A 19,485-nucleotide genomic window follows, 5' to 3' on the forward strand; every position below is an offset into this window, starting at 1 on the left:
TGGCGATCCCCTTGCCATCGACGATACCGCCCGCGGCAATCACCGGCAGATCAGTCGCCGCGAGGATCTGTGCCAGCAAGGTCAAGGTGCCCTGCTGCAGGGCGAGATCATCAGAGAGGAAATGACCGCGATGACCACCCGCCTCCAATCCCTGGGCGATGATGGCGTCGGCACCGTGCTGAGCAAGCCAAATAGCCTCCGCCACCGTGGTGGCGCTGGCCAAGACCTTGGCCCCCGCAGCCTTCACTTGAGCAAGCAGCTCGGGAGCGGGCAGGCCGAAGTGGAAGCTGACCACCGCAGGTCTGAACTCGGTCACCATGGCGGCATGCTCCTCATTGAAAGGTGCACGGCTTGGCGCCATCGTGACCGCTGGGGGAAGTATGCCGAACTCGGCATAGTAGGGAGCAAGGCGCTGCTGCCAGCGGGCCAATGCAACGGGATCCGGTTCCCGTTGCCGATAGCAGAAGAAGTTGATGTTAAATGGCCCAAGGCCGCTTTGGGTAAGTCGTCCCAGTTCGCTGCGCAGCTCCGCTGATGTGAGCATGGCGGCAGGCAAGGAGCCCAAGCCGCCCGCACGGGTCACGGCAAGCGCCAGCTCGCTACCCTGCACACCGGCCATCGGTGCCTGAATAATGGGATAACGCATCCCAAGTTCGCTAAAGAGGCTCATCCATTCACCCCTTTTGCAGCGTCCGCCACCAGATGCGCGCGGGCCAGCGCAATGGCACCGTCGATGGCACTGCGGGCCTGCGGGCTGTTCTGCCAACAGGTCGAGCCCAGCATGCTGGCCACCATCTGGACGATATGGGTGGTGTCGGCCTCGGCCAATCCGGCCAGGGTATGGTAGCCAAGCTGTTCGAGCCGCCCGATAACCGTCGGCCCCACTCCTTTCACCCCGAGCAGCATTGCCCGCTCTTGCGGGCCAAACCGGTTGTTGCCATCCATCTTTCAGACTCCTTTCCGATAGCTGTGGTTAAACATCAGGCCCGCAAGGGGCCCGATGAAGAGAGTGGAGGCTTAACGCACGCTGCGCAGCAGGAAGTCCGGCTGACCGCAGGAGCGGCGCTCGCGCTTTTGCATCTCGGCGGAGCAGGTGACCGCATCTGTCCCCTCTTTATTGACGCAGATGTAGATCTCCCGCAGAAAGCGGCCACCATCGGCGCAGGCCACCGTGATGTTGTCGGGGGCCAGCCACTGGTTGGCGCTCGCCAGATCGGCCTTGAGCTGGAAGCTGGTTTTGCGCAGCGGCTCTTCCGGGGATTGATAAGCCGCCGGGATCTTCACCTTCTGGCGCAAATCGCTCGCCAGCTGATGGAAGGCCTGCTGGCTCAAGCCGGAGCAGGTACCGTGCTTCTCCCACTCATGGCGATAGAGGAAACGACTGGGGTAGAGGTCGGCAAACTCGCTCTCCATATCGGGATTGAGCCGTTCGCGGGTGCAGTGGCTGGGGTAACCGCGATCGTACTGGGGCCAGAGCCCGTGTAGCACGAACCCCAGCTTGCGGGAACACTGGTCCCGATCCGCCGGTTTGACGGCGCAGTGCTCGGGCGACCAGGAGAGCGCCATGGCGTAATAATCAAACTCCCCCGCCTCCCCTTTGGCCTGTGCGGCCGAGGAGAGCAACAAACCACCCGCCAGCAGGGCAATCATCTTCTTCATCTATATATATCCATTTCAACCAACTCGGGAATGGCTGCAATGCTCCCATATTCCAGCGCGCGGAAACAGTGCTCCCGCCAAGGCTTGCGACAAGGGTCAGACCACTTCGGGGTTTCACCGGATAATAACGAGGCGTAAGCTGGCATCCTGGCGCCGGGTGCGCCACCGCATCATTTCAAGCAACCACAGGATGTAACATGATCCGCAAGAATCCCTCCGGCCATCTGCCTGTCATCGACGAATCCGCCTATATCGACAAGACCGCCATCATCTGCGGCAAGGTGATCATCAAAGAGAATGTCTTTGTCGGCCCCTATGCGGTGATCCGTGCCGACGAGGTGGATGAGAGTGGAGATATGGAACCCATCGTCATCGGCGCCAACTCCAATATCCAGGATGGCGTGGTGATCCACTCCAAATCCGGCGCTGCCGTCACCATCGGCGAGTACACCTCCATCGCTCACCGCTCCATCGTCCACGGACCATGCGAAGTGGGAAACCGGGTCTTTATCGGCTTCAACAGCGTGCTGTTCAACTGCCATATCGGTGACGGTGCCGTGGTGCGTCACAACTCGGTGATCGATGGCTGCGATCTGCCGCCGGAGTTCTACGTCCCCTCCACCACCCGCATCAACCAGCAGAGCGATCTGACCCATATCCCGCGGGTTTCGGTAGATGCCGCCGAGTTCTCCGAGGACGTGGCCCACACCAATATCGATCTGGTCAAAGGGTACAAGGCGCTCTCCAACGAGTTCTGATCCTTTCTTTATTACCAGAGAACAAAACGGGCACCGAGGCGCCCGTTTTTCATCTGACTATCTATGAAGGCTAGATGGCCCTGACGCAGGTGGCTGCATGAGCCTCGTCCGCCAGATCCCACAGCGGATCACCAGTGCTCAGGTCGAGCAGCGGCAACTCACCATCGTCATTGACAGTTGCATCGCTACTCCAGTAGCGGTTGTAGAGCGGCCACCCCTGCTGCTGAAGCAACTGATCCGTCGCACCATCCTTGTTGTAAGCGGCAAACAGCACCTCCAGCTCGGCCCGGGTCGGCAGACGCCAGTCATCGTGGCCGCGCGCCACCAGCTGCTGGCAGTAATCCCGCGCCCGCGCCTGACCCATGGTCACATACTCCAGCGGGAAGGGATTGTAGTCACCATCACTGTCACTGCTCACACCGTCATAGGAGATGGACAGACGATCCGCCTCGTCCCTGGTCAGCTGGCAGACAAAGGCCAGCTTGCCCGCCACCAGCTCGGGTTGACGGCAGCCCCGGGCAAAATCAGGCTGGGCATCGACCACCTGCACCGTCACGTTCAACGTGTGACGAGCCGTGGTCGCCACCAGTCGTGCCGTACCGACCGCCACACCGCGCACCTCGCCCTGCGGACTCACGGTAGCGTACTCCGGCTGTTCGCTGCGCCACTCAACAGGCGCATCGAGCGGGCCGAGAGAGCCATCGCTCAGTTGCCACTGCAGTTGCAGATTGAGTGAGCGCCCCACTTCCAGATGAGGCTGGGCAGGCAGCACGGCCAAGCCAGTGATCACGGCTCCCACCGGAGTAGGGTCATCCACCTCACTTACCCCCAGCTCAGCAACCGTGGCCGGTGTGCGGCGCGGCTCGGCCGAGGCACTGCGCAAAAACTCACCGATGGCATCGAGCTCGTCATTGCTGAGGCCAAGGGCATGCAGGTGATCGGAGGCTTTGGGGAAGAAGGGATCATATTGATCCGCACCGGTCGGGAAGCCGACCCCGCTGCTCCACTTGGTCACTCCAAAGTTGTACATGGCCACCACCCCCTGCACCGAGCCGCCGATACGCTGGGCCAGGATCGGGAAGATGCCGTTGTGCATATAGGGGCCGGTAAAGGCGACGTCCCGCAAGCTGGGGGTCTTGAAGCGACCGATATCAGCCTTGTTGCGGGTCTGCAGGAAGCGCCCGCGATCTTCCAGCTTGCCACGACCGTAATAGGTGAGCCCCACACTCTCGAACCCGTGCTGACTCAGCAGCGGGCCGGAATGGCAGTTCATGCAGCGGCCATCGGTGCGGTAAAGATGCATCCCCCACAGCGCCTTGTCACTGAGCGCCTGACTATCCCCTTTGACGAAGCGCTCAAAATCGCTGTCGCGGCTGATGATGGTGCGCTCGAAGGTGGCGATCGCCTTGGCGGTCCGCTCCAGCGTGATCCCCTGATCGCCAAAGGCGGTGGCAAAAGCAGCCTGATAGTCGGGGCTGGCCTGCAAGCGAGCCAGCAGCTCGTCATGACTCAGCGCCATTTCGATGGGGTTCTGGATCGGGTGAAGCGACTGCTCCTCCAGCGTGGCGACCCGCCCGTCCCAGAACTGGGTCGAGCTGAAGGCACTGTTGAGGATGGAAGGAGCGTTGCGATTGCCCTTCTGGCCCAGATGACCGACCGAGACGCTCAGGCCGTCGCTCCACCCCTTTTGCGGATCGTGGCAACTGGCACAGCTGATGTCCCGCCCCTTGGAGAGCTGCTTGTCGAAAAAGAGCTGCTGACCCAGCACCACCTTGGCCCGGCTATAGGGGTTGTCGGCCGGGAAGGGAACCGCCGGCAGCGGCCCCAGCTCCTGCCATTCCACCCCTTCATCCACCCGGGCGGCAGGCCATTGGGCCGATGAACCGCTATATTGGGCGCGCAGGGCCGCCATGTCTGGCTTGCTGCTGTCGCGCACCACAGAGGGGCGCACCGGATAGGGAGCCAGCGCATACCAAAGCAGACTCCCCTCCCCCTCATCCAGCCAGATTCGGGTCGCAAGTTGATAGAGACGGGGTTGACCCGCACCATCCTGCAGCCAGATCTGGGCAGGCAGGCCAACAGCAAAGGTATTGGGATAGCGCCATGCCGACTTGTCACTGCTCAGCAATCTCTCGAACTCGGTGAGGGTCGGCAGGCGCCAGTCGCTGCGGCCGCAAGCGGTCAGCCCCGCAGCCAGTTGTGGCTGGCTGGCAACCTTCAACGCACTGGTGTCACTGCCATACAGCCAGTACTGGCTACCCTTGACCCCGCTGACCGTGCGCACATCGTGCAGGCACTGCCAGAGGCCACGCACCACCAGCAGCCCATGCTCATCGAGGCGCAGCAGATCTGCCGTCTCCGGCTCGTCCGGCTGGCTGGGGTTGGCGGGATAGAGCCGGGTGCGGGCGGACTGGATCTGGGCACTGTTGCTGCGCTGATACCAGCTGCGCGCCTGCTTGTCATCGCGCAGGGCCAACAGCATCTGCCAGCTGTCGGCATAGTCGAGCACGGCGCCCGGCTGACGCTGGGCCAGCAGGAAAGCTGCATAATCCTGAAGAGCCGCCTGTTGTTGCAGGCGGATCTCCTCTGTCCTGCCCCACTCGGCCTGACTGAGGGAACCATCCCCGCTCTGATCCGCCAGCAGGAAGAGCGCCGTCTCCTCCTCGTTCAATCCCAGCCGCGGCACGCTGTTGCGGCGCGCCAGCGTGATCCCGGCCGAGAGATCCGCCACCCGCACCGATACCGCGCGCAGCAGATAGCCCTCGTCGCTACCGAGCAGCTCCAGTGGCTGATCCAGTTGCAGACCTGCTGGCAAAGTGATGCTGACAAGCTGGCCCGGTTCGATGGCCTGTTGCACGCGGATCCCGGTGGCGACCTGTCTCACCTCGAGCTGTGCTCCCGCCCCCAGTCGATCAGCCACATTGACCTCAATGGTCAGAGGAACCCGGGTATGAGTTTCCGGCGGTACTATTGGCGGAGTGATGGGCGGTTCGGTCGGCTTGACGACCGGCGGGGTCACCTCGGGTGAGGGGGCCACCGACGTATTGCTGTGATTGTCATTGCATGCGGTCAGAGCCAGCAGGCTGAGCAGTAAGAGGCTGGTTTTCATTCGGTATGGTTGAGTGGTCAGACAAGTGCGCGATTATCCAACCAAATACCAATCATTATCAATTGCATTCAATTAATATGCTTTTTGACAACAACTCCTTATCCGCAACGCCTTACCACCCAATGAGAGAGGGCTGCCTCTTTGGCTGCCCTCTCTTGCTTCAAACCCGCTTGTCGAAAGCCCGACAATCTTCAGGAGCACTTCTTCAGGCTGATATGCCAGTTGGCGCCGGATTGCACCTGATGTTTGGCGGCAAAGCTGTCCATGTTCAGCGCCACCGACACCTGCAGCAGGCTGTTGAGGTAGACCAGCGGCTGACCTTCCGGCACATCGCCGAAGCTGCTGACGTAAGGGGCCTTGCCGTCATATTTGACCACATCCCCTTCGCGGATCTTGATGCAGGCGTTATCCCCCTTGTTGATCCCCGCCTTGGTCAGCAGGGCATCGTCGATATTGGTCCAGACGTTGCCGTACTGCACATCGAGGATCGGGATGGTGCCCTTGAGGGTGCCATCCTTCTCGGCTACCGCAGGCTGATAGGGGATCTTCACCACTTCGGCAGGCAGCAGCGGGCCGACCTGCTCATAGCTGATGGCGCCGGAGGCGAGCCGTGCGCCGGTATAGGCGTACACATCGCGGCCATGGAAGGTGTAGGACTTCTCGGAGCCCTTGAGGCGGTTGAGCTTCTCGTCAATCTGGCGTACAGCCTCGATACCGAAGTGTTCGGCCACCAGGGTCAGGGTGCCGTTGTCCGGAGTCACGATGTAGTGGCCGCTCCTGGTCTTGAGCACTACTGACTTGCGCTCGGTGCCGACACCGGGATCCACCACGCTGACAAACACAGTGCCCTTGGGCCAATACTGCAGGGTCTGGTAGAGGCGGTAGGAGGCTTCCCAGATGTTGTAAACCGGGATTTCGTGGGTCAGGTCATAGAGCGGCAGGGTGCGATCCACCCCGAAGGCAACCCCCTTCATGGCCGACACGGCGCCATCTTTGAGGCCGAAATCGGTCTGGATCACCAGCGCTTCGTTGGCGGCGGCGATGCCGCTTGCCAGCATGAGGGCGAGCGCGATGGCGCGGGGAGCGGTGCGAATATCCATATCTGAACTCCTGAATCATCCGAGGATAACGAAACGGCAACAGCCATTTAGACATCCAGACTGCCACAAATGGATTTTTTTGCAAGGGGTTTGCCACAAAGTGAGGGACGACTCGCAGAAATTGTGCTCGCCAAACGGCGATAGCGGGGGTATCAAAGGCAGAATGGGAAAACGTTTGCAATACAGGAGCTCAGCACCATGACACAACCCGTACCGGAGATGATGACCCTGCTGCTGGAGATTGGTGAACAGAGCAGTCAGCTCTGGCTGAGCCAGCCAGATGCGGCCCCGTCACACTACCCGCTGGCCTTTGGCACCCACGCCATCCAGCCCGGGCCGTTTCGCAATGCGCCACCCACCCCGCTCGAACTGGAGCGGGCCATCATGGTGGTGGAGGATGAGCTGATGCGCATCGCCCCGCAGATCCCGCCCGGCTTGCTGTTGACCCTGCGCAGCCAACCATCGCTGGCCGAAGCGCTGGGGGACAACCAGCTCGACCGGGATCTGGTGGAACAAGCCTTTGGCCAGCTGGCCGCGATGGCGGAAGGGGATCCCCTCGCCGCCAGCTTGCTGCCGCGCGACGAGCACTTTGCCGCCGTGCTGCTGATCGTCAGGGAGTGGCTGCACCATCTGACCAGCGAGAGCGTGCTGATCGTGGAGTAGGGATAAATAAGTGGTGAGGGCTTCAGCTTCTGGCAAGGTTTGTCGGTGGATCCTGTCGGGATTTCCTTCGCATATACTTTGCCCGTATGGCGCCCGCGCCCCTATCGGTACTCTAACCAGACATCTATGACCTTATTTTCAGGTAATCCCCCAGCCTTGCGCTGGCCATCGGCGTTTGCTCGCCAGTTCATCGTCAAAGTGGCCGGATTGGCCCTGCTCGCCCTGACCGGGCTGGGCATTGTCTTCTACTACACCTATCTCACTATCCAGCACGACATGGATCTCATCACCGCCAGACAGAAGAACGTGTTCGAGGTCTTCTACCAGCGAGCCAAGATCCTCAAGGTGGAGAACATCACCAGCTATCTGGCACAACACCATCTGCTCGATCAGCCACCGCCCCCGAATAGCATTGGCAGCGACTATCTCTACGGGTATGACCTCAAAAGCAAATACCGCTTTGCCGATATTCCGCTGCAATACCCGGCAGCCAATATCCTCAACACCTTCCGCTATGCCCTCTCTTATTCGGAGGTGATCAATATCTACACCATCTGGAATGACTACCGGCTGATCGGCATGGTGGCCGACAACAATGTGCTGCCCGCCAGACTGGCGCCGATCAAGGTGGATCTGATGACCCTGCCCGCTTGGTATCACTACTTCGGTTGCGCCAGCTTTGCCCCCGGCCGCCCCTTGTGCAGCGCCGATGAGGCCTTTGTCTCCGATATCGAGATCGACAGCTTCAGCATGCGCAACACCATAGTGATGTACTTCCCCTTCATCCATCAGTCGGGGCGCGGCGGTTACAAATACGGACTGCTCGGTATCGATATCGCCGTCGATGAAGCATTTAACGATGTGCTGCGACCCTTCGATACCATCAACCCGACCCGCACCAACATATCGTTTGAAGCCGCCGAGCCCTGCCGCCCGAGGCATCTCTGCCTGAGCAAACCCTTTATGCGCACCAAGGCGGGGGATGATCTCTATTTGAAGTGGTCCTACAGCTGGTTCGATTTCGTCAAGCTGGCCCTGCAAAGTGCGGCCTTCAAGGTCTATCTCATCGTGTTGTTGCTGGGCATGGTGGCCTGGAAGCAGATCTACCTGCGGCTGCGCACCCTGGCGCACACCGACCACCTGACCCGACTGCCACGCCGGGATGTGCTCTGCCAGAGTCTGCTCCACGAGCACGACTACCTGATGATCCTCGATATCGACAACTTCAAATCGATCAACGACACCTATGGCCATGGCGTCGGGGATCTGGCACTGGTCGCCTTTGCCCGCCATCTCAGAAGCAATATCCGCAAGGTGGACAGCGCCATCCGTTGGGGCGGCGAGGAGTTTATCGTGCTGTTCAAGGGGATGGAGGATGACGAGATGATGATCCACTCCGCTGGCCGCCTGCTGGATCGACCATTGGGGATCCCCGAGCTGCCCACCCCCATCACCTTCTCCGCCGGGGTGATCCGCATTCGCGACTACCTCACCGTCACCGAGGCGGTGCATCTGGCCGATGAGCTGCTCTACCACGTCAAACAGCACGGCAAGCACAACATCGCCTGCTACGAGGGCAAAAAGATCCGGCTGATCCGCCCGTTGCCGGACGACACAGAGGCATAGCCGCCTTCTGCCGCTCCCCCAGCTTCTGTTACCATCGCGGCCACGATCACTCATTGCATCGTGGCCGCAGGCCGCGATAACCCCGACTGGTGCCCCTATGTCCACACCCTCCTTTGCCGAACTGGCCCTCTCCTCCCGCTTGCAGCAGATCCTGACCGAGCTCGGCTATGCCGCACCGACCCCCATTCAGGCTCGCGCCATCCCGGTCATTCTGGCGGGGCGGGATCTGATGGCGGGCGCCCAGACCGGCACCGGCAAGACCGCCGCCTTTGTGCTGCCGCTGCTGGAGCAGTTGCTGGCGCAGCCGCAAATGGCGTCCCAACGCCCGATCCGCGCGCTGGTGCTGGTGCCGACCCGCGAGCTGGCGGTGCAGGTCGCCGAGAGCGTGGTGCGCTACGGCCAGGGCACAGGTCTCACCAGCACGCTGGTCTACGGCGGGGTGAGTATCGCGGCGCAGGTCGAGGCGCTTCAAGCCGGGGTGGATATCCTGATCGCCACCCCGGGCCGCCTGCTCGACCATCTGCGTCAGGGGGCATTGAGCCTGGATAGCCTCCGCCATCTGGTGTTTGACGAGGCGGACCGCATGCTCGACATGGGCTTTATGGACGAGATCAAGGCGCTGCTCAAACAGATCCCGGCGGACCGCCAAACCCTGCTCTTCTCCGCCACCTGCGACGACAACCTGTTTGCCCTCTGCAAGGTGCTGCTACGCGACCCCGAGCTGATTGAAGTGGCACCGCGCAACACCACGGCGGCCGAGGTGGAACAACGGGTCTACACGGTGGACAGCGATCGCAAGCTGGCGCTGGTCGAACACATGCTGAAAGTGAAAGGGTGGGCACCGGCACTCATCTTCAGCCGCACCCGCCAAGGGGCTGACAAGCTGGCCCAGCAGCTTGGCAAAGCGGGCATCAATGCCCTCGCCTTCCACGGCGATCTATCGCAGAGCGCGCGAGAAAAAGTGCTGCTGGAGTTTCGCGCCGGCACCCTGCAGGCACTGGTCGCCACCGACGTGGCAGCCCGCGGCCTCGATATCAGCGATCTCAACTATGTGATTAACCTCGAGTTCCCGTTTGTGGCCGAGGATTACGTCCACCGTATCGGTCGCACCGGTCGCGCCAGCAACAAGGGGCTCGCCATTACCCTGTTCAGCCCGGAAGATGCACCGCTGCTGGAGAAGGTGGAAGCTGTGCTCGACACCCGTTTGCCCCAGCAGTGGTTCCCGGGCTTTGAGCCGGATCTCACCCGCTTCGAGCCCGAGCAGCGCCGCAACAGCAAGGCGGCCCAGAAGCAGCGCGCCAGAAAGCAGGCCCTCGCTGGAAACAAGGGTGGCAAGGGCAAACGCTAAGCCGCCCAGCACCGCCAATAAAAAAACGCCCGCACGGGCGTTTTTTGTTATCTGGCAGGGGCCAGCTCTTGGCGAGTCACACCCTAACGGGTCGCCAGCACCAGTGGCAGGGATCGCAAGATCTGTCGCTCCGCCAGGGTCGAGAGGATAAACATCACCATATAACCGAGGCCCAGCGCCACGATAATCGCCACCACATTGGCGGTGAACTCGGCCACCAGATAGTAGGCGGCGACCAGCGCCACTATGCCTGCCAGCCGGATCAGCAGACTCTGGGTAAAGTGGCCGTGAGCCTTGATATAGGCGAGCTGATAGCCGTTGAGCATCATAAAAATGAAGAAGATCGAGAAGTGGAACAGCACAGGCACCGCCCCCACGTAGTCGGCGGGGAAGAACAGCAACACCAGCGGTTTGCCCGCCAGCAGCATCAAACCAAAGAAGGCCAGACTGACGACGGCGGAGAGACGGAATATCCAGCGCCGGATCATCCGGATCTGGCGGTGGTCGCCATTGCGCAGATTGACCGCCAGCTCAGGCAGCACAAAACGGTAGATGGGGAAGACAAACAAGGTGGTCATATAGGTGAAGATGGGGCGCACCACTACCTGAAAATCCCCCAGCTCGTCGATGCTGAAGTGGCGGATGGTGAGCAGCACAGTGATGTAGATCATCAGGATGCTGGCCCCCGCCTCCAGGGATGCGGTAAAGCTCTTCTTCACATAGCTCACCATCTCGGGGCCGAGCGCCACCTTGGCGAGCGGCTTGGTGGCGATGGCCCGGCGCCGCGAAACATACATATAACCTGCGATGGCGAGCGACGAGAAGGTCAGCCCGTAGAAGAGCGAAGCGAGCGCATCCATCCCGAGCCCAAAGTAGCAGGCCATAAACAGCAGACCGTTGGCCAGCGGCTCCAGCCAGGTGACCCGGTTGGAGAGCGCATACATCCGGTACATGGCCACCAGATTGGTGAAATAGACCTTGAGCCCCAGCCCGAAGATGACCCCCACCAGTTGCAGATACTCCACCCGGATATGGAGCCCGTGCTTGATATAAGGGATCACCACCCCCCAGGTGAGCAGCACGATGCCGATGAGGAAGTAGCGAAAGATATTGATGATGTCCCGATCGTTTTTGGTCTGGGAGTAGCTCACCACCATGGAGGAGCGAAAACCTGTCATCAGGATAAAGGAGAGGGAGACCAAATCCACCACGCTATTAAACAGCGCCAGCTCCCCCTTGGCGACCCACTGCGCCAGCCACACCTTGAAGGCGAAGCCGATAACGATGCTGACCAGCGAGGCCCACATCCCGGTGATAAAGGCCTGCTTGAGGCGCGCGAGAGAGGCGTATTGCATAACGAAAATGGATAACTTTCAGGGAAAAGAGAGAGGGCCATCTTATGAAAGCCTCCCTCCCTTGAACAGTGTTAATGCCACGCACTCACAGCCACCAAAAAAACCGCAAACGCAAAACGCCCGCTTATTTCCTGAAAGCGGGCGTTTTGTGGTGTGCCGTTATGGCTGCTGATTGCAGCGATGGCACGGCTTGCTGCCAGTCTGTCGCACAACCCTTATGACTGCGGCACCGCCTTGATCAGCTCTTCATAGTGATCAATCAGCTCGGGGCCGTGCAGCGGCGAGTCGTGACCGCCAATCACCGTCTTGATCGGCAGCTTCATCGCTTTGAGTCGCTCGATGGTCTGCGGATACTCCTTCACATTGGCAAAGCTCAGGTTGCCCAGCTTCTCCTTGAGGATGCAGTTGCCATAGAGCACCTGCTCGTCGGGGAAGTAGACAAAGATGCCGTCCGGCGTATGGGCCGGGCCCGCGTAGAAGGCGCGCAGCTTGCCCTCTTGCAGGGTGAAGTCGCCATCGTGCACCACGTTTGGCAGCACCAGCGGCAGATCCGGGTACTCCGGCAGCCCCTTGCGGGTAAAGGCGACAATATCGGCCCAGTCGCTCTTCATCAGATCCCGGGTCTGGCGCGTCGCCACCACCTTGGCCCCGATGGACTTCCAGTAGGCGTTACCGCCCGCCCGATCGGTATGGTAGTTGGTGTTGATCACCTCCAGCACCGGCTTGCTGCTGACCCGTTTGATCAGCTTGTGAAGCTCGCGGGCGGTATCCGGCGTCCAGGTCGCCCCCACCACCGTCACCCCCTTGGCCCCGAAATAGACCATGGAGTTTTCCTTTACGTAGTAGTTATCTTCAACCACGTAAACAGGGCCGCTCACCTGCTTAAGGGAGATCCCCGCCGCCCGCACGCTGCCCCCCCAGAAACTCGCCATCAGCACCACGGCCCCAGCCAATGTGCACTTCATCCAACCTTTCATCATCTTGCTCCCTCGAACCAACCGCCCCCTCGCCACCCCTGTGGCAAGCCGGGCCTTTTAAGCAGTGGGCAGAAGATACGGGGGATTTGTGAGGGGAAAATGAGGCTGTGTGAAGAGAAGGTGAAGTCTGGGGAACGTACGGAAAAATCGGCAACGACCTCCTTTTCGCGAACATCCGAATACGCTGCGCCATTCGAATCTGCAACACAGATAGCTGCCCCTCACCCTAGCCCTCTCCCGAGGGAGAGGGGATGGCCCGTGCCAATTCCAAGCCCGGTTGCCAGACCACATCAGAGGCGCATATTTGCCCCCTTCTCCCTCTCTTGATCACAAACAAGGGGAGAAGGGCTGGGGATAAGGGGGAGGTAACAATAAGCCACATAATGTAGGGTCGATTAGCGCAGCGTAATCGTCCGTTTATCGCCACGCATCGAGTCATGGCAAGGCCAACCGGAAACTCTGAATATCACCTGCTTCTCGGCCACGACCTGTTCGCGAACGTCCGAATACGCTTCGCTATTCGAACCTACAACACAGATAGCAGCCCCTCACCCTAACCCTCTCCCGAGGGAGAGGGGATGGTTCGTGCCAATTCCAAGCCACTCATATTCACCCGCACCACAGAGCCAACGCACAATCAGCGGAGCATATTTGCCCCCTTCTCCCCCTGCGGGAGAAGGGCTGGGGATGAGGGGGAGGTAACAATAAGCCACATCATGTAGGGTCGATTAGCGCAGCGTAATCGTTCGCATACCGCCACGCACCGAGTAATGGCAAGACCGCTAATAAATTCCAGATATCAGCAGCCTCTCGGCCACGACCTGTTCGCGATCGTCAGAATCTGCATCTCTAATCTACTGCCCTGCATCATTCCTGCATTATAATCCCCTTCATTAAACAATTTTTGTAACTCGAAAGGCTGTATATGTTTCAACATTTGAGAGAGCATAATAAGTACTTGTATCACTACACTAGCACTCACACAGCTATAAATTACATTCTGAAAAATAAAACACTAATGTTTAACTCCCTACGAGGAACCAATGATCCCAAGGAGTCAAAAAATTGGAAATTTGATTTCCATGTTTTAGAAAACATCTCGCCTTCTCATGATGAATCAATAGAGTTATGGCAAGAGATATCAAACGAAATAAAAACAAAATGTAAGGTTCTTTGCTTTACAAAAGACATGCCACATTTAGGAAAAGATTTCCTGAATGATATATACCTTAGAGGCTTTGCAAAACCAAGAATGTGGGCTCAATATGGGGATAATCATAAGGGGGTCTGTCTAATATTTGATAGGCAACGCATTGAAACTCTGTTAAAAGAACAATATAGCTCTATAGCAGATTTATATGCAAGTGACATTAAATACAAAAACACTTTATTGAAAGGGGATATATTTAAGAGCCCTTACACTTTGAACTATCCACTTCTAAAAGAGATTGGACTCACAGAGTATGTTCGTCAACACATTGACGAATACAACAACGAACTGATTTTTGAAAAATCTTTGGATTGGCGAGATGAAAATGAATTCCGCTATTTAATGTATATTGACTCTACAGAAAACCAATTCCTTAAATTTGGCAACGCTTTAAGTGGCATCGTTTTTGGCACTGATACCACTGAGGAAGATCAACGTTCAGTATTCCAGGCCACATATAAAGATGGGATTCAATTTGAGCAAATCAGTTATTCTAACTCTACACCTTGGCTTTCGTATAAAGATTTTCGCATTTATAATAGAAAGTGAAACACCATACAAACATCGAGAGTTCAATTATCCTAAAAGCTGGATGAAATTAGTATTTCATCGTTGTTTATATGAATATTGTCGGACGTTAAACATCCCGAAATTGAGCCAATTAGTCAATCACTGTCAGCTTTTAATTATCCCTGCACTAAAAATAAAAAACCACCCGCATAAAGGGTGGTTTTTTCATTATTTCAGAATGATCCAGAGAGATTTAACTCTGGACAGCAATCACACCAACGGCGGCGTCCGCGGCGGCACCATACGCTTGCTGCCGGTGGACTCGAAGGCCGAGGCGAAGCGCAGCAGGTTGTTGTCGTCATAGGCGCGACCGGCGAAGGTCAGGCCCACCGGCATACCGATATCGGCCATCACCCCCATGGGGACGGTGACGGTCGGCACGCCGAGATGGCGAATGGCGAGGTTGCCGTTGGCAACCCAGATGCCGTTGCTCCAGGCGATATCGGCGGAGGCCGGATTCACATCCGCATCAGCCGGGGCGACGTCGGCAACGGTCGGGAACAGCACGGCGTCGAGCTTGAGCCCGTCCATCCAGTCCTCCAGATCCAGCTTGCGGGTCTTCTCCAGACCACGCAGGCCATCCGGCACTGTGGCGATCTCGTCCCAGGATTTCAGGCCACGCTTGGCCATATTGACGTACTCGTCCATGCCCGCCGCCAGATCGCCCTCGCGGTTCGGCAGAGTGCCCGGATCGTGGGGGAAGATCTTCGGCCCATCGACATCCTCAAGCTTGTTCAACTTGGGATCGCCGTTAGCGCGCAGGAAGTCGTCGAACGCCCAGCCGGAGAGCTCCCACAGCTCGTCGTTGAGAAACTCCGGGCTCACGATGCCGCGATTGAACACGGTCGGCGCGCCGGGTCGGTCCCCTTCGCAGTTGGAGACCAGCGGGAAGTCCACTTCGATGACTTCCGCGCCAGCGGCTTCCAGCGCCTTGCGCGCTTCTTCCCACAGGGCAATCACGGAGTCGCGGGTATGGATGCGCTGACCGGTCGGGCCGCCGATACCGGGGTTTTCGCTGGTGCCAGCCAGTTCATCCTTGTTGATAAACATTTGCGGCACGCCGAGGCGCTTACCCTTGAGGGCATCGGCCTTGGCTGCCAGTTCCAGATAGGAAGCCGGACGCACTTCGGAGGCCTTGGGCAGCTTCACCCAGGGCTGCATGCGCCACAGATCGCCACGGGTGTCGGCATCGTCAGCCACCACTACGTCGAGCACTTCCAGCAGATCATTCATGGTGCGGGCATAGGGCACCACCACATCCATGGTCGGAGTCAGCGGCCAGTTGCCACGCACCGAGATGACGCCACGGGACGGGGTGTAGGCACACAGGCCGTTGTTGGAGGCAGGGCCACGGCCGCTCGACCAGGTCTCTTCCGCCAGACCGAAGGCGGAGAAGCTGGCGGCGGTGGCGGTACCGGCCCCGTTGGAGGAGCCGGAAGCAAACGGCGCGGTCAGGTAGTCGGCGTTGTAGGGGCTCTCGGCACGGCCATAGACGCCGCGCTGCATACCGCCATTGGCCATCGGCGGCATATTGGTTTTGCCAAGGCAGATGGCACCGGCGGCGCGCAGCCGCTCAACGGTAAAGGCATCGCGCTGGGCCACCAGATCCTTGAAGGCCGGGCTGCCGGAGGCAGCGGTCAGCCCCTTGACCAGATAGCTGTCTTTGGCGGTGTAGGGGATGCCGTCGAGCGGCCCCAGGGTTTCACCACGAGCGCGGCGGGCATCGGAAGCCTCGGCCTCTTTCAGCGCATCGGGATTAGCGACCACCACGGCATTGAGTTGGGTGGCAGTCTCGGGGCCATTGTAGGCCTCGATACGGGCCAGATAGGCCTTGACCAGTTCGACCGCAGTAGTGCGGCCTGATTCGAGCGCGGCACGCAGCTCGGCAATGGAAACCTCGGTCACTTCGATCATGGGGATCTCCTGTAAAAGGGTGACTGTTTGTCATGATGATCGCCGCATCAGCACCTGCGACCATCACACTATCAAGGGATAAAACCCCACGGCGTGGGGTTTTGAATACCAGCAGGAACCGGTTCTTATTTCCCTGAGGGGATTTGCTGAGTAATGCAGTGAATATTGCCACCGCCCAGCAGGATCTCGCGGGCCGGTACGCCGATCACGGTGTGGTCGGGGAAGATCTCTTCCAGAATGCGCTGGGCTTCGCCATCGGTGGCGGCATCCAGCAGCGGATAGACGATGCGATCGTTGGTGATGAGGAAGTTCACATAGGAACCGGCCAGACGGCCCTCGGCCTCGCGCGGCACACCGGTACCGCTCTCGACGCCGGCAGACTCCTCTTCAGTGCAGAACAGCGGGCCCGGCTGGGGCAGCTTCCACACTTTCAGCTTGCGACCCTTGGCATCGACCGCCGCTTCCAGCACCTTGAGGGCGGCCACGGAGCGGGCGTACTGGGGATCGTTCTGGTCGTCAGTCCAGTGCAGGGCCACTTCACCCGGACGCACGAAGCAGCACATGTTGTCGATGTGGCCGTCGGTTTCATCCATGTAGACGCCTTCGTCCAGCCAGATAAAGCTGGTAACGCCCAGATAGTCGCGCAGGTACGCTTCGATCTGCTCTTTGGTCAGGTGCGGGTTGCGGTTTTCGTTGAGCAGGCACTCGGCGGTGGTCAGACAGGTGCCTTCGCCATCGACATGGATGGAGCCCCCTTCCAGAATCAGCGGCGCATCGTAGCGAGCCATGCCGTGCTGGGCCAGCATCTGGGCTGCGACCTCTTCATCCTGATTCCACGGGTAGTAGAGACCGCCCTTGTGGCCGCCCCAGGCGTTGAAGCCCCAATCCACCCCACGGCACTCGCCGGCCGCGTTGGTGACGATGGTCGGGCCGGTATCGCGGGCCCAGCAGTCATCGCTGTTCATTTCAACCAGAGTGACGTGGGCGGGCATGATGGCGCGAGCCTGCTCCATAAACTGGGCTGGCACCCCCATAAAGACCGGGGTAGCACTACCGATGGCATCGGCCACCTTGGCGAAGGTCTCTTGCGCGAAGCGACCGGCTACGCGCCAGTTGTCCGGGCGAAACGGCCAGATCATCCAGACGGCCTGCTGGTGTGCCCACTCGGCGGGCATGGTGAAGCCGTCGGCGGCCGGCGTGGAGTTAATGGTCTTGATGCTCATCGCAAGGCTCCTTGCATGGATTGAGGCCCCCGTTTACGCCCGATGCGGCGCGGGAACCCGGAAAAATAACAGTGGGTCGCAGAGTAAGACGTTGCGCCCCCATCCATCAAATGAATAGGATGGATTGTCCCATAAACACGGCGAATAATCCCCCCCATGAAACTGCACCAGCTCGACCTCAATCTGCTGCTCGCGTTTGACGCCCTGATGACGCAAGGGAGCGTTACCCGCGCCGCCGAGGCGCTCTTTATCAGCCAGCCTGCCATGAGCCACTCCCTTAACCGGTTGCGCACCTTTCTCGGCGACCCGCTCTTGGTGCGCACCCCGCAGGGGATGCTGCCGACCCCGCGCGCCCAGAGGCTTCATCTCGGGGTGCAGCAGGCGCTGCGGCTGCTGGAGCAGCAGCTCACCGAGGAAGAAGAGTTCGAGCCGAGCCAGTCGAAGCGGCGCTTCGTGCTCTGCACCACAGATTACGTGGAGTGCGTGCTGATCCCGCCGCTTATTCAGCGGCTCAGACGGCTGGCGCCGGGGGTCACCATCGAGATCCGCATCCTGCGCGACACCCTGCCCGAAGCCGAGCTGGCGAGCGGCGAGATCGATCTGGTGCTGGGCTTTGACGAGTACATGCAGGTGCCGGGGTATCTGGGCAAAGAGACCTGGCTCACCGAGCCGCTGGCCGGGCTGGTGCGCGCCGATCTGCCGATTGCCAAATCGGCCCCCGCCGGCGCCGAGGATGACCCCTCCCAGTGGCAGGAGCGCATCACCCTGCCGCAGCTCATCGCCATGCCCCATGTGTTCCACTCACCGCTCGGTACCTCGGAGGCAAGCCTAGACCGCTATCTGAAGAGTCAGGGCTTTAGCCGCACCATCTCGGTCAACAGCCAGAGTTATATGTCCGCCGCCGCCATCGTCAGTCAGAGCGATCACCTGCTGGTGCTGCCCAGCATGGTGGCCGAGCTGCTCGCCACCCACTGGCCGCTGAAAAGCCTGCCGCTGCCCGAAGACGTGCCCGACTACCACCTCAACTGCGTCTGGCATCCCGTGCACGCGCAGCAACCGGCGCTGGTATGGCTAAAAGATTTGATGAAAGAGCTGGTGGGACCGAGGTAAGACCGCGGCGTCTGGCATACCCCATCGGCGCATACGCAACAACCGGCGCAGGTGTGGCTCAAGGATTTGATGAAGGAGCTTGTTGGCCGACCATGATGCCCAAACCGAACCTCGATCAATTCCCTCTCCCTTTGGGAGAGGGTTAGGGTGAGGGCTGCTCCTGCTCCCTCCCCCCTCATCCCCAGCCCTTCTCCCGCAAGGGGAGAAGGGAGCTGATCCAGTACAATCGGCAACATCACGGGTAACCAACTAGCAGGGCAATGCCCATCCACTCATCAGCTCATCAGCTCATCAGCTCATCAGCTCATCAGCTCATCATTACCAAACACAACGATAGCTCGGTTGGGGTCAACAAATCCTGACAGCACCTAGATCTGTTCCCTCTCCCTTTGGGAGAGGGCTAGGGTGAGGGGACTCAATATCCAACCGGTAAACACAAAGGAAGCTGGCTATATCTATAGGACCAAACAGAACTGGAGCCCTTTATGGAAAGCAACCGCTTTGCCAAACGACTGAGACGTGATGCCACGCTGGCAGAGCAGAAACTGTGGCAACACTTGCGCAATCGCCGTCTGGCGGGAGTGAAATTTCGCCGCCAAATGCCCATCGGCCCCTATGTGGTGGATTTCATCAGCCTTGAACAGGGATTGATCATTGAAGTGGATGGTTCGCAACATGGAACACTAGCGAACCAGATGCATGATGAGGCTCGGACAGCCTATCTCAATCAGCAGGGATTTCGGGTGATACGAGTGTGGAATAACGATGTACTGGGCAGGCTCAACTCCGTGCTGGATTTTATCCTGTTCTCATTACGTCAATCCGATTGACCCCTTCCCCTCAATTCAAAAAGCAAAAACGGA

16 protein-coding genes (1 of these 16 running past the window's edge) are annotated in these 19,485 nt (G+C 59.3%); 7 read left to right on the forward strand and 9 right to left on the reverse strand.

Annotation, left to right across the window (positions count from 1 at the left end; genetic code table 11):
• The 3 genes from AB5Y99_RS09065 to AB5Y99_RS09075 all read right to left on the reverse strand — a co-directional run.
• Nucleotides 1-670, reverse strand: the 5' portion of a protein-coding gene (locus AB5Y99_RS09065; protein WP_368209488.1) for an NAD(P)H-dependent flavin oxidoreductase. It extends 377 nt beyond the left edge of the window; only the first 670 of its 1,047 coding nucleotides appear in the window; it begins with the start codon at nt 668-670; its stop codon lies beyond the left edge, outside the window.
• Nucleotides 667-945: a helix-hairpin-helix domain-containing protein gene (locus AB5Y99_RS09070; protein WP_368209489.1), complete on the reverse strand. Its 279-nt coding sequence runs from the start codon at nt 943-945 to the stop codon at nt 667-669. Before AB5Y99_RS09070 ends, AB5Y99_RS09065 begins: the two co-directional genes overlap by 4 nt.
• Nucleotides 946-1,017: 72 nt before the next feature.
• Complete coding sequence (locus AB5Y99_RS09075) at nt 1,018-1,659, reverse strand: ribonuclease (RefSeq protein WP_368209490.1); 642 nt, start codon at nt 1,657-1,659, stop codon at nt 1,018-1,020.
• A gap of 197 nt (nt 1,660-1,856) precedes the next feature.
• Between AB5Y99_RS09075 and AB5Y99_RS09080 the strand changes: the two genes are divergently transcribed.
• A complete protein-coding gene (locus AB5Y99_RS09080) occupies nt 1,857-2,417 on the forward strand; it encodes a carbonate dehydratase (RefSeq protein ID WP_005335471.1) in 561 nt (186 codons plus the stop codon).
• A 70-nt stretch (nt 2,418-2,487) separates the two neighbouring features.
• On the opposite strand, the gene AB5Y99_RS09085 is transcribed toward AB5Y99_RS09080, so the two are convergent.
• Entirely contained in the window at nt 2,488-5,526 is a 3,039-nt protein-coding gene (locus AB5Y99_RS09085) for a cytochrome c peroxidase (protein ID WP_368209491.1), read from the reverse strand.
• A 191-nt stretch (nt 5,527-5,717) separates the two neighbouring features.
• The gene (locus AB5Y99_RS09090) at nt 5,718-6,626 is read right to left on the reverse strand and encodes an S-adenosyl-l-methionine hydroxide adenosyltransferase family protein (protein ID WP_368209492.1); all 909 of its coding nucleotides are present in this window, start codon (nt 6,624-6,626) and stop codon (nt 5,718-5,720) included.
• A 198-nt stretch (nt 6,627-6,824) separates the two neighbouring features.
• Here AB5Y99_RS09090 and AB5Y99_RS09095 point away from each other — a divergent pair, with 198 nt between their 5' ends.
• The 3 genes from AB5Y99_RS09095 (at nt 6,825) to AB5Y99_RS09105 (ending at nt 10,263) form a co-directional block, all read left to right on the forward strand.
• Complete coding sequence (locus AB5Y99_RS09095; RefSeq protein ID WP_368209494.1) at nt 6,825-7,289, forward strand: hypothetical protein; 465 nt, start codon at nt 6,825-6,827, stop codon at nt 7,287-7,289.
• Between the two features lie 156 nt (nt 7,290-7,445).
• Nucleotides 7,446-8,915, forward strand: coding sequence for a GGDEF domain-containing protein (locus tag AB5Y99_RS09100; RefSeq protein WP_368209597.1), 1,470 nt, complete (start codon nt 7,446-7,448; stop codon nt 8,913-8,915).
• 97 nt (nt 8,916-9,012) lie between these two features.
• Complete coding sequence (locus tag AB5Y99_RS09105; RefSeq protein WP_368209495.1) at nt 9,013-10,263, forward strand: DEAD/DEAH box helicase; 1,251 nt, start codon at nt 9,013-9,015, stop codon at nt 10,261-10,263.
• A gap of 83 nt (nt 10,264-10,346) precedes the next feature.
• Here the strand turns inward: AB5Y99_RS09105 and AB5Y99_RS09110 are convergent, their stop codons facing one another.
• Together AB5Y99_RS09110 and AB5Y99_RS09115 are read right to left on the reverse strand one after the other, a co-directional pair.
• Entirely contained in the window at nt 10,347-11,618 is a 1,272-nt protein-coding gene (locus AB5Y99_RS09110) for a hypothetical protein (protein ID WP_368209497.1), read from the reverse strand.
• Nucleotides 11,619-11,833: 215 nt separating this feature from the next.
• Nucleotides 11,834-12,598 (reverse strand): CphA family subclass B2 metallo-beta-lactamase, encoded by a 765-nt coding sequence (locus AB5Y99_RS09115; protein ID WP_368209498.1) that lies wholly within the window; start codon nt 12,596-12,598, stop codon nt 11,834-11,836.
• 922 nt (nt 12,599-13,520) lie between these two features.
• Here AB5Y99_RS09115 and AB5Y99_RS09120 point away from each other — a divergent pair.
• Nucleotides 13,521-14,354: a DUF2971 domain-containing protein gene (locus tag AB5Y99_RS09120; protein WP_323893524.1), complete on the forward strand. Its 834-nt coding sequence runs from the start codon at nt 13,521-13,523 to the stop codon at nt 14,352-14,354.
• Between the two features lie 231 nt (nt 14,355-14,585).
• Here the strand turns inward: AB5Y99_RS09120 and AB5Y99_RS09125 are convergent, their stop codons facing one another.
• Entirely contained in the window at nt 14,586-16,289 is a 1,704-nt protein-coding gene (locus AB5Y99_RS09125; RefSeq protein ID WP_368209500.1) for an amidase, read from the reverse strand.
• Between the two features lie 125 nt (nt 16,290-16,414).
• Nucleotides 16,415-17,512, reverse strand: a complete 1,098-nt coding sequence (gene aguA / locus AB5Y99_RS09130) for an agmatine deiminase (protein WP_368209501.1) — start codon at nt 17,510-17,512, stop codon at nt 16,415-16,417.
• Between the two features lie 156 nt (nt 17,513-17,668).
• Here aguA and AB5Y99_RS09135 point away from each other — a divergent pair, with 156 nt between their 5' ends.
• Both AB5Y99_RS09135 and AB5Y99_RS09140 read left to right on the forward strand, forming a co-directional pair.
• Nucleotides 17,669-18,622: a LysR family transcriptional regulator gene (locus AB5Y99_RS09135; RefSeq protein WP_179902488.1), complete on the forward strand. Its 954-nt coding sequence runs from the start codon at nt 17,669-17,671 to the stop codon at nt 18,620-18,622.
• 485 nt (nt 18,623-19,107) lie between these two features.
• Nucleotides 19,108-19,452: an endonuclease domain-containing protein gene (locus AB5Y99_RS09140; RefSeq protein WP_139406923.1), complete on the forward strand. Its 345-nt coding sequence runs from the start codon at nt 19,108-19,110 to the stop codon at nt 19,450-19,452.
• Nucleotides 19,453-19,485: the final 33 nt, after the last annotated feature.

The organism is Aeromonas sp. R4-2 (assembly GCF_040908295.1).
Classification (GTDB): Bacteria; Pseudomonadota; Gammaproteobacteria; order Enterobacterales; family Aeromonadaceae; genus Aeromonas; species Aeromonas veronii.

Excerpts from the sequence above, each read along its gene's own strand:
- AB5Y99_RS09070 (WP_368209489.1), bottom strand. The coding sequence starts at position 945 with ATGGATGGCAACAACCGGTTTGGCCCGCAAGAGCGGGCAATGCTGCTC.
- AB5Y99_RS09075 (WP_368209490.1), bottom strand. The coding sequence starts at position 1,659 with ATGAAGAAGATGATTGCCCTGCTGGCGGGTGGTTTGTTGCTCTCCTCG.
- AB5Y99_RS09080 (WP_005335471.1), top strand. The coding sequence starts at position 1,857 with ATGATCCGCAAGAATCCCTCCGGCCATCTGCCTGTCATCGACGAATCC.
- AB5Y99_RS09085 (WP_368209491.1), bottom strand. The coding sequence starts at position 5,526 with ATGAAAACCAGCCTCTTACTGCTCAGCCTGCTGGCTCTGACCGCATGC.
- AB5Y99_RS09090 (WP_368209492.1), bottom strand. The coding sequence starts at position 6,626 with ATGGATATTCGCACCGCTCCCCGCGCCATCGCGCTCGCCCTCATGCTG.
- AB5Y99_RS09095 (WP_368209494.1), top strand. The coding sequence starts at position 6,825 with ATGACACAACCCGTACCGGAGATGATGACCCTGCTGCTGGAGATTGGT.
- AB5Y99_RS09105 (WP_368209495.1), top strand. The coding sequence starts at position 9,013 with ATGTCCACACCCTCCTTTGCCGAACTGGCCCTCTCCTCCCGCTTGCAG.
- AB5Y99_RS09110 (WP_368209497.1), bottom strand. The coding sequence starts at position 11,618 with ATGCAATACGCCTCTCTCGCGCGCCTCAAGCAGGCCTTTATCACCGGG.
- AB5Y99_RS09115 (WP_368209498.1), bottom strand. The coding sequence starts at position 12,598 with ATGATGAAAGGTTGGATGAAGTGCACATTGGCTGGGGCCGTGGTGCTG.
- AB5Y99_RS09120 (WP_323893524.1), top strand. The coding sequence starts at position 13,521 with ATGTTTCAACATTTGAGAGAGCATAATAAGTACTTGTATCACTACACT.
- AB5Y99_RS09125 (WP_368209500.1), bottom strand. The coding sequence starts at position 16,289 with ATGATCGAAGTGACCGAGGTTTCCATTGCCGAGCTGCGTGCCGCGCTC.
- aguA (WP_368209501.1), bottom strand. The coding sequence starts at position 17,512 with ATGAGCATCAAGACCATTAACTCCACGCCGGCCGCCGACGGCTTCACC.
- AB5Y99_RS09135 (WP_179902488.1), top strand. The coding sequence starts at position 17,669 with ATGAAACTGCACCAGCTCGACCTCAATCTGCTGCTCGCGTTTGACGCC.
- AB5Y99_RS09140 (WP_139406923.1), top strand. The coding sequence starts at position 19,108 with ATGGAAAGCAACCGCTTTGCCAAACGACTGAGACGTGATGCCACGCTG.